The sequence below is a fragment of the Arcanobacterium urinimassiliense genome (genome assembly GCF_900119495.1).
Lineage (GTDB): Bacteria > Actinomycetota > Actinomycetes > Actinomycetales > Actinomycetaceae > Arcanobacterium_A > Arcanobacterium_A urinimassiliense.
In genome coordinates this window covers 506678-520099 of record NZ_LT632435.1, presented here as the reverse complement: position 1 = coordinate 520099, position 13422 = coordinate 506678, and the positions used below count along the sequence as shown (strand labels likewise).

The 13422-nt window shown below is 48.5% G+C and carries 12 protein-coding genes and 3 tRNA genes; 3 read left to right on the top strand and 12 right to left on the bottom strand.

Annotated features, from left to right (window positions below):
* Positions 1 to 38: 38 nt before the first annotated feature.
* The gene (locus tag BQ7117_RS02355; protein WP_073996020.1) at positions 39 to 1070 is read left to right on the top strand and encodes an adenosine deaminase; all 1032 of its coding nucleotides are present in this window, start codon (positions 39 to 41) and stop codon (positions 1068 to 1070) included.
* Here the strand turns inward: BQ7117_RS02355 and BQ7117_RS02350 are convergent.
* The 11 genes from BQ7117_RS02350 to mtrA form a co-directional block, all read right to left on the bottom strand.
* The gene (locus BQ7117_RS02350; protein WP_073996019.1) at positions 1064 to 2239 is read right to left on the bottom strand and encodes a UDP-N-acetylmuramate dehydrogenase; all 1176 of its coding nucleotides are present in this window, start codon (positions 2237 to 2239) and stop codon (positions 1064 to 1066) included. The two genes, BQ7117_RS02355 and BQ7117_RS02350, sit on opposite strands and share 7 nt — an antisense overlap.
* 96 nt (positions 2240 to 2335) lie before the next feature.
* Positions 2336 to 2506 carry a 50S ribosomal protein L33 gene (rpmG, locus tag BQ7117_RS02345; protein ID WP_073996018.1) on the bottom strand — a complete coding sequence of 57 codons (171 nt, stop codon included), beginning with the start codon at positions 2504 to 2506 and terminating at the stop codon, positions 2336 to 2338.
* Between the two features lie 52 nt (positions 2507 to 2558).
* Positions 2559 to 2632: transfer RNA gene (locus BQ7117_RS02340), tRNA-Met, on the bottom strand.
* Positions 2633 to 2664: 32 nt separating this feature from the next.
* A tRNA-Thr gene (locus BQ7117_RS02335) sits at positions 2665 to 2737 on the bottom strand.
* A 110-nt stretch (positions 2738 to 2847) separates the two neighbouring features.
* A tRNA-Tyr gene (locus BQ7117_RS02330) sits at positions 2848 to 2931 on the bottom strand.
* A gap of 144 nt (positions 2932 to 3075) precedes the next feature.
* Positions 3076 to 4464, bottom strand: coding sequence for an FAD-dependent oxidoreductase (locus BQ7117_RS02325; protein ID WP_073996017.1), 1389 nt, complete (start codon positions 4462 to 4464; stop codon positions 3076 to 3078).
* 127 nt (positions 4465 to 4591) lie between these two features.
* On the bottom strand, positions 4592 to 5275 hold the full coding sequence (gene hpf / locus BQ7117_RS02320) for a ribosome hibernation-promoting factor, HPF/YfiA family (RefSeq protein ID WP_073996016.1): 684 nt from the start codon (positions 5273 to 5275) through the stop codon (positions 4592 to 4594).
* A 203-nt stretch (positions 5276 to 5478) separates the two neighbouring features.
* Positions 5479 to 6372, bottom strand: coding sequence for a ComF family protein (locus BQ7117_RS02315; RefSeq protein WP_143273950.1), 894 nt, complete (start codon positions 6370 to 6372; stop codon positions 5479 to 5481).
* Between the two features lie 290 nt (positions 6373 to 6662).
* Positions 6663 to 8348, bottom strand: coding sequence for an LpqB family beta-propeller domain-containing protein (locus BQ7117_RS02310; RefSeq protein ID WP_073996014.1), 1686 nt, complete (start codon positions 8346 to 8348; stop codon positions 6663 to 6665).
* The gene (gene mtrB, locus BQ7117_RS02305) at positions 8338 to 10284 is read right to left on the bottom strand and encodes an MtrAB system histidine kinase MtrB (RefSeq protein WP_073996013.1); all 1947 of its coding nucleotides are present in this window, start codon (positions 10282 to 10284) and stop codon (positions 8338 to 8340) included. The genes BQ7117_RS02310 and mtrB overlap by 11 nt, the downstream gene beginning before the upstream one ends.
* Positions 10281 to 10961 carry an MtrAB system response regulator MtrA gene (mtrA, locus tag BQ7117_RS02300; protein WP_073996012.1) on the bottom strand — a complete coding sequence of 227 codons (681 nt, stop codon included), beginning with the start codon at positions 10959 to 10961 and terminating at the stop codon, positions 10281 to 10283. The genes mtrB and mtrA overlap by 4 nt, the downstream gene beginning before the upstream one ends.
* A 195-nt stretch (positions 10962 to 11156) precedes the next feature.
* Between mtrA and BQ7117_RS02295 the strand changes: the two genes are divergently transcribed.
* Positions 11157 to 12335, top strand: coding sequence for a hypothetical protein (locus tag BQ7117_RS02295; protein ID WP_073996011.1), 1179 nt, complete (start codon positions 11157 to 11159; stop codon positions 12333 to 12335).
* A gap of 126 nt (positions 12336 to 12461) precedes the next feature.
* Here the strand turns inward: BQ7117_RS02295 and BQ7117_RS02290 are convergent, their stop codons facing one another.
* A complete protein-coding gene (locus BQ7117_RS02290; RefSeq protein ID WP_073996010.1) occupies positions 12462 to 12905 on the bottom strand; it encodes a DUF3499 domain-containing protein in 444 nt (147 codons plus the stop codon).
* A gap of 76 nt (positions 12906 to 12981) precedes the next feature.
* Between BQ7117_RS02290 and BQ7117_RS02285 the strand changes: the two genes are divergently transcribed.
* A complete protein-coding gene (locus BQ7117_RS02285) occupies positions 12982 to 13416 on the top strand; it encodes a metallopeptidase family protein (RefSeq protein WP_073996009.1) in 435 nt (144 codons plus the stop codon).
* Positions 13417 to 13422: the final 6 nt, after the last annotated feature.

Here is a 13422-nt window from a genome sequence, read left to right as displayed (position 1 = left end):
AAAGACGAAAAATCTTGCAGACCTGCCAGAATAGAAATATGCGGGATCTTAATGCTTTACCGAAGACTCATTTGCATCTGCATTTTACCGGCTCTATGCGGCTTTCTACTTTGCAAGATTTAGCTACGCAGCAGGGTATACGCCTACCAGAGAATCTAACTGCCAATACTGCCCTGCAAGTACCTGCTGATAAACGCGGTTGGTTCCGCTTCCAGCGCGCCTACGATGCCGCTCGAAAAGTGGTACGCAGCGAAGCAGCTATGCGCCGGATTGTGCGCGAAGCAGCCGAAGACGATGCGAAAGAAGGCTCTCGGCGTTTAGAGATACAGATTGACCCTACTTCTTATGCCCCTTTCGTAGGTGGAATTACTCCGGCTTTAGAAATAGTGCTGGATGAAGCAGAACAAGCTTCGCATGCAACTGGAGTGCAAGTAGCAATAATCGTGGCAGCATCCCGGATGAAGCACCCCCTAGATGCGTGCACACTGGCTCGCCTAGCCGCTCGGCATGCGGGAGAAGGCGCCGGAAAAGTAGTAGGTTTTGGACTTTCCAACGACGAGCGCCGCGGAGAAACTTCCGATTGGGCAAAGGCCTTTACAATTGCACGTAACGCTGGTTTAGCATCGGTGCCACACGGCGGAGAACTACTAGGCCCCGAACATATAAAAGAAGTAATTCGTTATTTACATCCGCGCCGGATTGGGCACGGAGTGCGGGCTGTAGAAGATCCCCGCTTATTGGAATATCTGGTAGAAAATGAAATTGCGGTAGAAGTATGCCCCGCTTCTAATATCTCGCTCGGAGTATATAAAGATTTACAGGAAGTACCGCTGCGCACTTTGGTAAACGCCGGAGCGCAAATTGCCCTCGGGGCAGATGATCCGCTGCTTTTCCTCTCCCGCCTCACTGCCCAGTATGAAAATGCCCGCAAAATCGGATTAAGCGATACCGAAATTGCGCAGCTGGCGCGCTCCACCGTAGCAGCTTCTTTAGCTGCACCAGCAGATAAAGCACAGTGGAACCAAGAAATCACCGCCTGGCTAGCTGATGAAAACCTTGAAAATCAGTGATTAAAGCCTACCAGTACGGGCTCTGGCACCAGTTCTACTCCGTACTTATTACGCACTCCTGCCCGTATCTCCTCAGCTAACTGCATTATTTGCGCAGCTGTGGCCCCGCCTCGATTAGTTAAAGCTAAGGAATGCTTAGTAGAAATTGCCGCTGGGCCGGGTAGCGCATATCCCGCCTGATAGCCAGCATGTGCAATTAACCAAGCCGCAGAAGTTTTTTGCCAACCTGGAATTATAGGAGCTTCTCCCCCGATTTGATTTACGGCAGCTTCTTCTCGCAATGGATAGCGGGGAGCTTCTGGAGGTAACTTTTGCGCTTCTTCTTCCCGCAGAACTGGATTAGTGAAGAAAGAACCGAGCGAATAGGTATCACGGTCATCTGCCGAAAGCACCATCCCTTTTTGCCGGCGCAATTTCAATACGGCGGCACGCACTTGCGCAGCAGGTACTCGCTCCCCTTCTTCTACCTGCAATTCCGCAGCCAGCTGCCGATAGCGAATAGGAGCAGATAGAGTGGCACGGCGCAAATGAAAATCTACGCTCAGCACAATCCAGCGCGGAGAAGGCCCCCATTTTCCTTCCGTCATCGATTTCTTCAAAAGTGAATTCCGATATCCTAGCTCTAAATCACTCAAAAAAAGCGTACGTTGCGCTGCCGTCTCCCGATCATAAGTGCGCACAGCGGCAATTACCCCAGCTACTTCTTGCCCATAAGCTCCTATATTTTGCACCGGAGCTGCCCCTGCACTACCGGGAATTCCCGAAAGAGCTTCCATGCCCATCCAGCCATGGGAAATAGCATAAACTACCACTTCATCCCAAGGAGTACCCGCCGCTACGCGCATACGGGCTCCCCCACAGGAATCTTCTTCTAGGGTAGTAATATCGCTCTTGGTATAGCGCACCACTACCCCGGAAAATTCGCTATCTGCGGCCAAGATATTCGATCCACCACCAATTACTAAAAGTGGCTTTCCAGCTTTATCGGCAGCACTAATTGCTGCTATAAAATCTGCTTCCGAATCAGTTTCTATTACTTCCGCAGCCCGGCCCCCTACACCGATAGTGGTCATCTGGGCAAAAGAGGTAGCCTCCGGCTGAAAACGAGTAGATAATACCGGTGGAATAGTATCTGTGGGCTCACTAGGCTCTGGAATATAGCAGTACATATCCTCATTCTATAAGAGAAAAGGAGACCCCGCGCAGGAGTCTCCCCTATGTAATATATCTCGCCGCACCTAGCAGCCAAACAGCTGCTGAGCTAACTAGCGAGTCTCTCTATGCACCGTCGACTTCCGGCAGCGCGGGCAATATTTTTTAAGCTCGAGCCGGTCCGGGGTGTTGCGCCGATTCTTGCGCGTAATGTAGTTTCGCTCCTTGCAAACCTCGCAGGCGAGGGTAATCTTGGGGCGAACGTCTGAAGAATTGCTTGCCACGATATTTCCTCACGTTCGGTTATGGATGGAGCGGGTGCTCCTTGCTTTCCAGTAGCGGAGGCGGGGTTTGAACCCGCGACCTCACGATTATGAGTCGTGCGCTCTGACCAACTGAGCTACCCCGCCGCTGGCATTTTCCACGAGCGGAAAATGCACCGAGCCCCGAAAGGGAATCGAACCCTTGACCTTCTCCTTACCATGGAGACGCTCTGCCGACTGAGCTATCGGGGCAACGCCTGCCAGCTTACCAAATATTTTTTGCTCCGGAAACGGCGCAATAAAATTTTCCGGTGAAGCCGGTCACGCAGTCTGCGAAATTTAAGAAAAACTTCTTAAATTCCTGGTGGCGGGTGAGGGATTCGAACCCCCGTAGCTTACGCGCCTGATTTACAGTCAGGTACATTTGGCCGCTCTGTCAACCCGCCGCGGCAGATATTGCTTCTCACTCAGAAACTGAGCAATCCGCAACTTGTGCACGACAAATGAGATTAGCAGGTAAAGGCAGTTATATTCAAACCGAATCCCGTAATTCGCATGCCATAATCGTCACACTTACTAATTTTTCCTGCCTAATAAAGCTTTCCAGCATGGGATTCGCCCCGCGATATTGCCGCCATCGTATCGCGCTCCACTACCTTTATACGCTCACGCCCGACGGCTGACCCCAGCGATTTCTCAAAATCTTCCAGTAGTTCCCATCCGTGCCAAGTGGTGTAGTGAATATCGCGTGCTTCCAAAAGCTTTTGCATAGCTTTCCAGCCCAAATCAGTAGTAGTTGCCGCCAGCTTACCTGCCTCGTAATCAGAAACTAAATTTTGAATAGTTTCCTGCGCATCAGATTTAGTAGATCCGATAAGGCCGACTGGTCCGCGCTTAATCCAACCCGTAGCATACATACCCGATAGCGGCTCACCTGTATTCTCGTCCAAGATACGCCCCGCCACATTGGGAACTACGCCGCGTTCAGCATCAAATGGAGCTCCGGCAATAGGAGAAGAATAGTAGCCAATGGCTCTGTAGACCGCTTGTACTGGATAATCTACGTATTCTCCGGTACCTTTCACACTCCCATCGCCCTGCAAAGCAGTGCGTTCCATCCGGATGCCTTCCACATGATCCGTGCCGAGAATTTCCGCCGGCTGCGACATCATATGTAAATGTATACGGCGACTAGCAGTCTTTTCCTCTTCCTGATCAAATAGATAATCAGTAAGAATACTCACTACTTGCCGAGTCATCCGCACCGAATTTACTTTTTCTTCCGAAGCGGCATCATATTGGAAATCTTCTTCGTAGACAATAATATCTACATCCGGTACTTGCCCGAGTTCCCGCAATTCCATCGGGGTAAATTTCACCTGCGCTGGCCCCCGCCGAGCAAAGAGATGCACATCAGTGACGGGAGACTCCCGTAATCCTGCCTCTACATTTTCCGGAATTTCTGTGCTCATTAAGTCATCTGGATGTTTCGCGAGAATACGCGAAATATCTAAAGCCACATTTCCGGCACCGATTACGGCTACTTCTTTTGCCTGCAACGGCCAGGTACGCGGATAATCCGGATGCCCGTCGTACCAATATACGAAATCAGCTGCACCATAGACTTCCGGTAAATCTGACCCGGGGATTGCAAATGGCCGATCTCGATCTGCTCCAGTGGCAATAACAATTGCATCATAGTGCTCATGCAACTCCGAGAAAGTGACGTCTTTTCCGATTTCTACATTCCCCACTAAGCGAATATCTCCGCGGCGCAGAATATTGTAGAGTGCGTTAATTATTTGCTTTATGCGGGGATGATCCGGAGCTACCCCGTAACGCACTAACCCGTAGGGTGCGGGCAATTTTTCATATAAATCTATGTGTACATCAATACCGGATTTAGAAAGAATATCAGAAGCATAAATGCCAGCTGGGCCAGCTCCAATTACTGCCACTTGCAGGGGTCTATTATTCACACATACCTCTTCGCTCGTAAATGACTCATTCAAATGCTACTAGTTTCTATTCTAAATCGATATAGCAACAGCGGCAGGTGACTCTTTTTACATTCGAGCTACCTGCCGCTGTCTTATAACTAAAAAATTATTCGGAAGCTTTATCTCCCGCATCCATATCCGCTATTTTTGCATCTAGACGAATAATTCCGTAAGTCCAACCCCGCCGATGATAGGCGGCACACGGCTGCAAAGTTTCTTCGTCGATGAATATATAGAACGGATGGCCTACCAGTTCCATTTCGTAAATAGCCTGTTCAATATTCATAGGCTTGGCTTCGTAGAGTTTTTGCCGAATCATGACGGGGGAATCTCCCATCTGACTCTCTACTTCCTCTCCCAGAGCAGTAGGCACCGCCGCTACATCGGGAGCACCGGCCGGTTTATCACTAGTGGAGTTTTGCAAACTCATCAGAGCTTCCACGTCAATTTCATGATAATTCCGAATAGCCCGCTTATCTGCTCGGCGATGCTTAGTACGCCGCTCATTCGCCCGCCGCAACTGCTCAAGTAATTTTTGCGACGCTAAATCTAAAGCTCCATACTGATCAGAAGCGGCAGCTTCGGCACGCACCACTGGCCCTTTATCCCGCAGCGTAATTTCAATACGGTAGGAGCGATCTGCCTGCGCTGGATTTAGCTCATGCGTAAGCTCTACTTCTACTCGCTGTGCGCGGGGAGCAAACTGCTCAATTTTGAAAAGTTTATCTTCCACATGCGTGCGAAATTTATCAGAAACTTCTGTATTTCTACCTTTAACTACAAATTCCACGATGACCTCCCTTGGTCTACCGGCAAGGCGGGCATACCCGCAGGTTAACACACTCACGAGCGCGTGAGCAGCGAATCTTTATCACCCCATCTCCACCCAAAATAGAACGCTACGTAAAACCACTAGCGGCTAAGCGCTCTATATTTAGCCTATATTTAGCGATGCAATAGCTAAAGATTCTCTCTTTCGCTACCGTGCTTCAATTATACCGAATTTATTGGCAAATTGTGAGCTGAACCACGCAAAATTTTTGGTTCGGCAGCTGCTAAAACCAAAGCTCCACGCACTTTTCCGCCCTGTCTTGCGATTGCCTGAGCACACGCACGCAAAGTGGCCCCCGAGGCGAGCACATCGTCTATCAGTAGCACTTCTCGCCCCGCGAGTGGCAAACGGCAAACAATATCATGGCTAGATTCCAGTCGCTTAGCCAAAGACTTGCTACGATATTGCTGGAAAAATTTTTTCCAGATAATTCTGCTGCTGCGCGCAATCATTCCCGATCTGGAAGTACTTTTCTTCCACAACACCGGCGCATATTCCCCTTCGCAACTCTCGGCTACGCGCCGAGCTAGTTTCCCGGCCACTAACTGCCCTGCCCACCGGCGGGAAAAAGCCGAAGGAGCATTGGTAATTAATAATTTTTGCTCCCCTGGAGGCACAGCAAAAACTTCCCGCGGTATTTCTGCTAAAGCCTGCTGCCAAAGTAGCAATATTTTTCTATCTAATTCCCGCAGATTACTGTGCTTCCAGGCCACGATAATGCGTCGACACCTTCCGCGATATGCACTCCGCGCATAAAGAGGAAAAGCTGGACGAAGTATAAAACCCACTTCCGTATCTTCTGCTTCGTATTTTTCCTCTACTTCTACTCCGTATTTTTCCTCAACTTTTTCCCCGTCTTTTTCCTCGTATTCTTCCTCTTCTTGTCCCCCATCTTCTGCCTGTACTAACTGCAAATAAGGAGGGCTTGGCTGCCACCAAGCACCCATTAAATCGCTGGCACATTCAACGCACAGTTCCGTATCCCAGCTGCCACACCCCACGCAGTAACGCGGAAATATTAAGTCGAGAATTTCACTTATCCAGTTTTCCCTCATAGTGGCATATTTCCAGAAATGGATTACCCGCAATGACTAAAAATAACTTTGAGGGAAAACCCCTCTTTTCTTACCCTCGGGCACAACGATACTTTGAGCCCACTTCGCGTTCCTTACATTCAGCAATAACTGAACTCTCTCCGGCCTGTACCACTCCAACTCAACGAATAAAACTTGATGAACAAAATTCAAAGCACAAAACTAAGCGAACAGAACCAAGCGAACAGAACTCAGTGCGGCTGAAAATACAGGCATCGCTAAGCAAACTCAACAGAGTTGGAAAATTTCACTCAGCCAGCTAAAGCAGGCGCACTCACCTTTTCCGCAATAACTTTCCACACTCCCGCAGAATATTCATAAAGTTTAGAATCTGCCCCTAAGAGCACGATAGAATCTTTACCACGCCCAGCCGTCAAAGCCTGCGGATTAGTAATACCGTTGATTTTCTTCATAGGTCCACCAATTTGCAAAGCCGAAAGTGAATTTTCATCCTTTTCACTTTCTTTTGCCAACACTGCCAGCTTTGATTCACTTATCCACGCTATATCGGAAATATTTTCCAAACGCTGCCCTATCTGTAGCGGTTCACCTAGCTTAACCGGTTTTCCGTGCTCATCACGCACAATGGCTGCCACTAATAATTCTTGCTTAGTTTCTTTCCGGCAGGCTACAACAATGCGATTTCCTTCTCGAGATACCGCGATTGCCTGCACATCTTTACCTTTTAAGGAAGGAATATCTAGGTGGATATCAGCTCCACTTTCCATAGAAATAGCTGTCAAAGCGCCATCTGAGCGCTTTTCACCTACCCAGATCCATGCATATCTATCCATAGAAGGGCCCGCCAGCTCTCGCCCACTGTATATTTGCTGCCAGCGAGCATCTGCATAATTCAAAAGATAGAGCCGGCTGCGCTCCTTCCCTAATGCCGCCCCATACTGCACATTATCACTGTATCCAGCAGCTAAATCAGTTAATCCTAAACCAGCAATAGCCGCATTATTAAAGAGCGGAAGCTGTTGGTTCTTCGTAATTTGCACCGGAATTCCATCTGCCAGAGCAGTTAATGGCGAAGTAGCTAGCGGATACACTGGTAAATCCAATTTCGCTGTATCACGCACCGGGCCACCTTTGGCAAAAATCTTTATCTTCGGAGCTAGGCCGGCAGCAGCAAAAGTCTTTTCGAACTGTGCATTTATCAATGCCAGAGCCGAATCAGGAAGCGAGACTATATCAGAAGAAAGATTAATCTTCGCCACTGCCGGATCTACTTGCACTTCTACTGATTCCACGTCTGCAGATGCAGGAATCGCAGATTTTACGGCTCCCGCCAGCCATTTAGACGGCCCAGCTACTAACCCGCGCGCTAACTGACTAGAAAGACGCTTGCGTGGATACCAGCGTACATCTGCTACTAAAGCTGAATTATCCTGATTGAGGAAATAGAGAGCAGCTTCCGCATAGAAAGATGAGAAAATTGCCTGCGGTATTACTATGCCGTCGGTTAATACGGATATACGCCACTCTTTATCACTATTGCGCACCAAGGAGTACTCGTTAGTAATTAACGCATCTTGCGGAGCATTTGCATACATTCCCTCCGCATTTATCGATCCGAGAGCCGCCACCGAAGTTTTAAAACTGCCCGTATCTGTCTGCGAAGTAGCTGGCGTACGACTATCGGCATAAATACTTACCTGCATAAGCGGATTCCACTTTGCAGCAGCTTCCGGCATTAGATACTCCCGCGCTACCGCAAAATCATCGTAAAGCCCGGCCGCTGCCGCCCGCGTAAAAGATTCCACTATCTCTTGCGGAGTTGCCCCTTTTTTCGGCCCTACCGGATGGAGGGTCACATCTCCATCTACCTGCCGAAGCCGCTCTTGCACCTGCACCTCTCCGCTGCGGGGAAGTCCGGCACAAGCAGAGAGAAGCAGCAGCAATACTCCCAATAAAGCAATACTTTTACTGCGCATTTTCTCTGCCCTCCTCTGAGTCCACTACTATATCTGACTCAGCAGAAACTTCCGGATCTTTCGGAGCTTCCGAATCTTTCTGAGCTTCCGGATCTGTATCTACATTCGCATCGATACCCACAGCAGCGCCTGCTGTTGCCGCAGTTTTTTCCTCTACTGCCGCCGCTTGCGCTTCCTCTGGGAAATCTTCTCCTCCCGTGGTGGCGGAATCTCCGGCACCATCTCCAGCAGACTCCGCGGTAATTTCCGCAGCTGACTCCCGAGAAGTTTCATAGACAAGCAGTAAATCAGAAAGAGAAAGTGGTTTAATGTGGCTAGCTCCAGGCTGCTTAGGAATAGTTAGTAAAAATACTGCTCCTGCTCCTAAATAACCGCTTGCTTCTAAAGAACCACCATGTATCAGCGCATCTTCCCGGGCAATCGTAAGACCTAAACCAGTGCCGCCCGTTTTACGCACGCGCGAACTATCTGCCCGCCAAAAACGATCGAATACATGCTCAGCCTGATCCGCAGTAATCCCAATACCAAAATCAACTACTCCTACCGCCACTGCAGTATCATTGGCTACCACCCGTATCTGCACGGGCTTTCCTTCTCCGTGCTCATAGGCATTCACTAATAAATTACGAATAATACGCTCAATCCGGCGGATTTCTATTTCTGCACTCGTCTCCCCACTGGTAATTATCTGGGTATCACTTCCATTATCTTGCGCAAGCGGACGCAGTGATGCCACCGTTTTTGCAACTAGCTCTGAGATATCTACCGTCTCTGTAGTAAGAGTCATAGCACCGGCATCGTAACGCGATATTTCCAAAAGGTCGGCTAACATCGAATCTAGGTTATTCACCTGATCATGCTGCAATTCAGCACTGCGCCGTAAAGCCGCTGGTAGTTCTTCTCGCTTATCAAAAATAAGTTGCCCCGCCATGCGGATAGTAGTCACCGGCGAGCGCAATTCGTGCGATACTGCTGAGACAAATTGCGTCTGCAATTGGGACATTCTCTCCAACTGAGTAAATTGCTCTTCAATAGAAGCCGCCATCTGATTAAAAGCTTTTGCAAGGCGCGCTAACTCATCACTTCCACGCACTTCCATCCGCGTGGCAAATTCTCCCTCGGCCAGCAATTCTGCCTTCTTAGTGGCATTTTCAATCGGACGCAGCAGCATACGCAGCACGATTATCAATAAAATTAAAATGAAGAGAAAGAGCACCACTACCGAAGCAATCAATACCTTATACATCGCATTTAGTAAAGATTCTTGCGCAGCCAAAGTGTATACGGCATAGATTTCGTAATTTCCCGCATTCGGTATTTGCAGCATTGCTCCGGCAATTATTCCTGGATCCGCTCCGCCATCTGCATTAGGTACTTCAACTGATTGCCACGCAATATTCGTGGAATTTGCACTCTCTTTTTCTAAAGTACTGCGAATTTCTGGCGTTATTAACGCTCGTACCTGCGTATCAGAAGCTGTCGAGGGCTCAAAAATCTGATTAGCTGAATACTTTTGCCCCTCCGAAAGCAACAGTACTGATCCAACTAGCCCGCGCCCAGGATTGTACATTGAGGCAACCACTTCATTAGCCACTTGCTGGGCTTGCCCGGTAGTAGGAGATTCTGCAGCCGAAAATTTATCTTGCGCAGCAGTAACTTTCATCGAAAAGTACTCTAAATCCGAACGTACAGTCTGCTCGAAAATTGCCGACTCCATCGCCGTGGTGATTACGAAACCAGTGATTCCAATCCCGACTAAGCCTGCGCAAATTATCACCACCGTCACTCGCAGCCGTAGCGAGTTCCCCCAACTTTTTTGAAACCTTTCCAGCCGGGTAGAGATGCGCTCAAATAAACCCGGTTTATTGGCCTCCGAGGAGCTAGCCGGGCTAGATACAGAAATAGAATCGGCTACTTCTACCGTTGCAGAGCTCAATCCTTACTCGCTCCTGCCCGGTATCCCACACCGCGTACCGTCAAAACCACTTCCGGATTATCTGGATCTTCCTCAACTTTTGCTCGTAATCTTTGCACGTGCACATTAACTAGCCGAGTATCTGCAGCATGCTGGTAGCCCCAAACTATTTCCAGCAACTCTTCACGCGAAAATACTTGATAGGGCTTCCGCGCCAGCACCGAAAGTAGATCAAACTCCAAAGGCGTCAAATGAATTTTCTTTTCGCCCCGCCGCACTTCATGAGCAGTAAAATCAATAGTTAAATCAGCTATATGTAGTATCTCTGCCTCTGGCTCCTGCCGGCGCAAACGAGTCTTTACCCGCGCTAATAAAACCGAATTATCAAAAGGCTTGGTGACGTAATCATCTGCTCCAGCTTCTAAGCCGGCAATTACATCTACTGAATCCGTCTTTGCACTCATCATTATTATTGGCACATCAGATTCTTCGCGAATTTTTTGGCAGGCACTTACGCCATCCATACCTGGAAGCATCACATCTAAAAGCACTAAATCTGGATGCTCCGCCCGAAACAGCGGCAAAATACTATTGCCATGCGCACATACAGTAACTTCGTAGCCCTCTGACTCTAAAAGAATAGCTACCATTTCGGAAATACCGGGGTCGTCATCTACTACCAGTATACGCGCGCTCATAATCCTACCGTTCTATACCGCTAAAGAAATAAATGTGGATATCTATATCTCTACCTTATATTAGAGCTCCGATATTTTTATTGTGACACCACGTTTTTCAGCAGTATCCCTAGAAAATGCCATTTATTTGCGCTAATCTCTATTTGGAGTCGTGGATGACGATGTTCCGGCAAAACCCCATCGGTAGGAGATTCTATGGATACCGCTAATGAGCAGCCAGATTCACTTTCTAATAATGAAAATCTACCCCCGCATGAAGCGGAAACGCCGGAAGCCGGAGCGATTGCAACCACTCCTACTGGATCTACACCAAAGGAATCTGTGCCAACTGAATCTACCCCAGTTGCCGCTAATCCGAGCGAATCCACTTCCCTAGAATCTATCTTGCCGAGCTACGATAGCTACCGCATTACGAATAATACCGACCCCCATACTGCCCCACGCGCGCTGCGCACGGTAGTACCTCTGCGCGAGCACACGGTGGGAGAAATAATAACTTCCGCTTTTCGGCTCCTTAAATTTAACCCCGTAGCCTATATACTCTTCCCCGCCATTTTGACGCTCGCAGTAATTGCCCTTATTGTAATTATCTCGGCCGGTTCTGGCACTTCCATACTCACCACTTTAGATTTAGCGGATTTAGATACCACTAATACGGGCTTTGCCGCTGGCGCCTCCTTAATCGGAGGAGCCGCCCTCTCCATTAATATCTGCATTATTTTGGAAATTCTCATTATATATATAGCCAGCACTCGCTTCACCATTAACTCTATCCGTGGTATAAAACTCTCGCTACGCGACGCGTTCCACCTCCCCCTTCCTTGTCTAGGATGGAACTTCCTGCGCTACATAGGGCTATATGCAATTTATTATCTGGCTTTCATAATCGGTGGCGGCATTCTATTTGCCATATTAATCGCCACCGGCGGATCCTTTACTGCCACTGATTTCACAAGCAATATCGCCGACTCTATTTTCCTCACGCTTCTCTGCCTACTGCTAATATTTTTCAGTATTCGCCTCTCCGTGGCTGGCCCTGCACTAGTGGCAGAAGATATTGGCCCCCTTGCCGCTATTCAGCGCTCTTGGAAACTAACGAAAAACTATTTTTGGCGTTTATTGGGAGTAGTAGCACTTACTGCAATTTTGCTCATTGCCGCCACCTTAGTAATTATCATATCTTTCAGCGTCATCATAATAGCAATAGATAGCTCAGTAGCTACTCTCATTTCTTTCTTCGCCATACTTCTCATAACGATGGCAGTCTTTACGCCTTTCAGTATGGCGGTGACGAATATGATGTACGTAAATATGCGCTTTGCCAAAGAGAACTTTGCACAGCAAATTATCGATACACTTCCGCAAAATAACTAAGGAACCTAGCTATCAGCACCCCAACCAATAACTAGTCCTTAAATTCACGCTAACTATTTAAGCAGTGGGCTGATTTATAAAGTGGATTTACCTATAAATGGGTTGATCTCTAAAACGAGTTAACCTCTAATCAGTAGGCTCTTTACTAGCTTTACCAAATTTCGCGGATTTCGCTGCTTTTTCACCATCCGGCGGATTCGGCACCGCCATTAAATTCGGACGCGGACGCGGGCGCGTGGAAAGATCTGCCGCCGGCCGGCGCACTTCCCGCCGTGCCGGAGTGGGAGGCGGTACTTCTTTGCGAGAAGCTTCGCGGATTGCATCTGCGAGCGCCGTCAAATCATCCGGAGAAGGATCTACTGGCTCAAATTCCGTAGCTAACCTAATCATTTGCCAACCTACGGGAACAGTGACGGAAAGAGCATGCTTCGCACATAAATCGAAAGCACCGGCGCGCGCTATAGGTGCCAGCGGGCCAATCACCGCGGTGGCTTCTCGGTAGTCATAAGTCATAGTGGCAACTGCCGGTTCCGTGCAGCTACTGCGCGAACAATGTCTAATATGTGCCATGCGTTTAATTTACACTCTTCTCATTTATTATGCGTCACTACACTCAGCCTAGTATTTTCTGGCTAAACTTAAAATCATGAGCACACTGCATATTCCCCGGCGAGATAAAGCGCCGCGCCGGAATCGGCACGGGCGTTCTCTGCGCGGGCCGGTTATTCCGCCTTCGGTACCGGCTTGGCGTACAAGAGCCGATAAATTTGATGACGCAGTAGCCAGTGATATTGCTCAATTTCGGCTCTTTTTAGGCACCAAACTGGATCACTACGATTTTGCAGTGCTTGATATGCCGGAAAAAGCTCCGGCTCCGTGGGAAAAAGGAATCCCGCTGGGGCGTTTTTTTCCTTTTGAACGCCCGGCGAAAATTCACGGGCGCATAGTTTTTTATCGCCTACCGATTCTCTCTGCTGCACGCCAAGAGAGCAATTTTTCATTATTTCTCCACCAAGTAATAACTATGCATATAGCTTCGGCCCTGAACGTAGATCCGCAAACTATCGACTATCTACAGTAGATAGAA

Excerpts from the sequence above, each read along its gene's own strand:
- BQ7117_RS02355 (WP_073996020.1), top strand. The coding sequence starts at position 39 with ATGCGGGATCTTAATGCTTTACCGAAGACTCATTTGCATCTGCATTTT.
- BQ7117_RS02350 (WP_073996019.1), bottom strand. The coding sequence starts at position 2,239 with ATGTACTGCTATATTCCAGAGCCTAGTGAGCCCACAGATACTATTCCA.
- BQ7117_RS02315 (WP_143273950.1), bottom strand. The coding sequence starts at position 6,372 with ATGAGGGAAAACTGGATAAGTGAAATTCTCGACTTAATATTTCCGCGT.
- BQ7117_RS02310 (WP_073996014.1), bottom strand. The coding sequence starts at position 8,348 with ATGCGCAGTAAAAGTATTGCTTTATTGGGAGTATTGCTGCTGCTTCTC.
- mtrA (WP_073996012.1), bottom strand. The coding sequence starts at position 10,961 with ATGAGCGCGCGTATACTGGTAGTAGATGACGACCCCGGTATTTCCGAA.
- BQ7117_RS02295 (WP_073996011.1), top strand. The coding sequence starts at position 11,157 with ATGGATACCGCTAATGAGCAGCCAGATTCACTTTCTAATAATGAAAAT.
- BQ7117_RS02290 (WP_073996010.1), bottom strand. The coding sequence starts at position 12,905 with ATGGCACATATTAGACATTGTTCGCGCAGTAGCTGCACGGAACCGGCA.
- BQ7117_RS02285 (WP_073996009.1), top strand. The coding sequence starts at position 12,982 with ATGAGCACACTGCATATTCCCCGGCGAGATAAAGCGCCGCGCCGGAAT.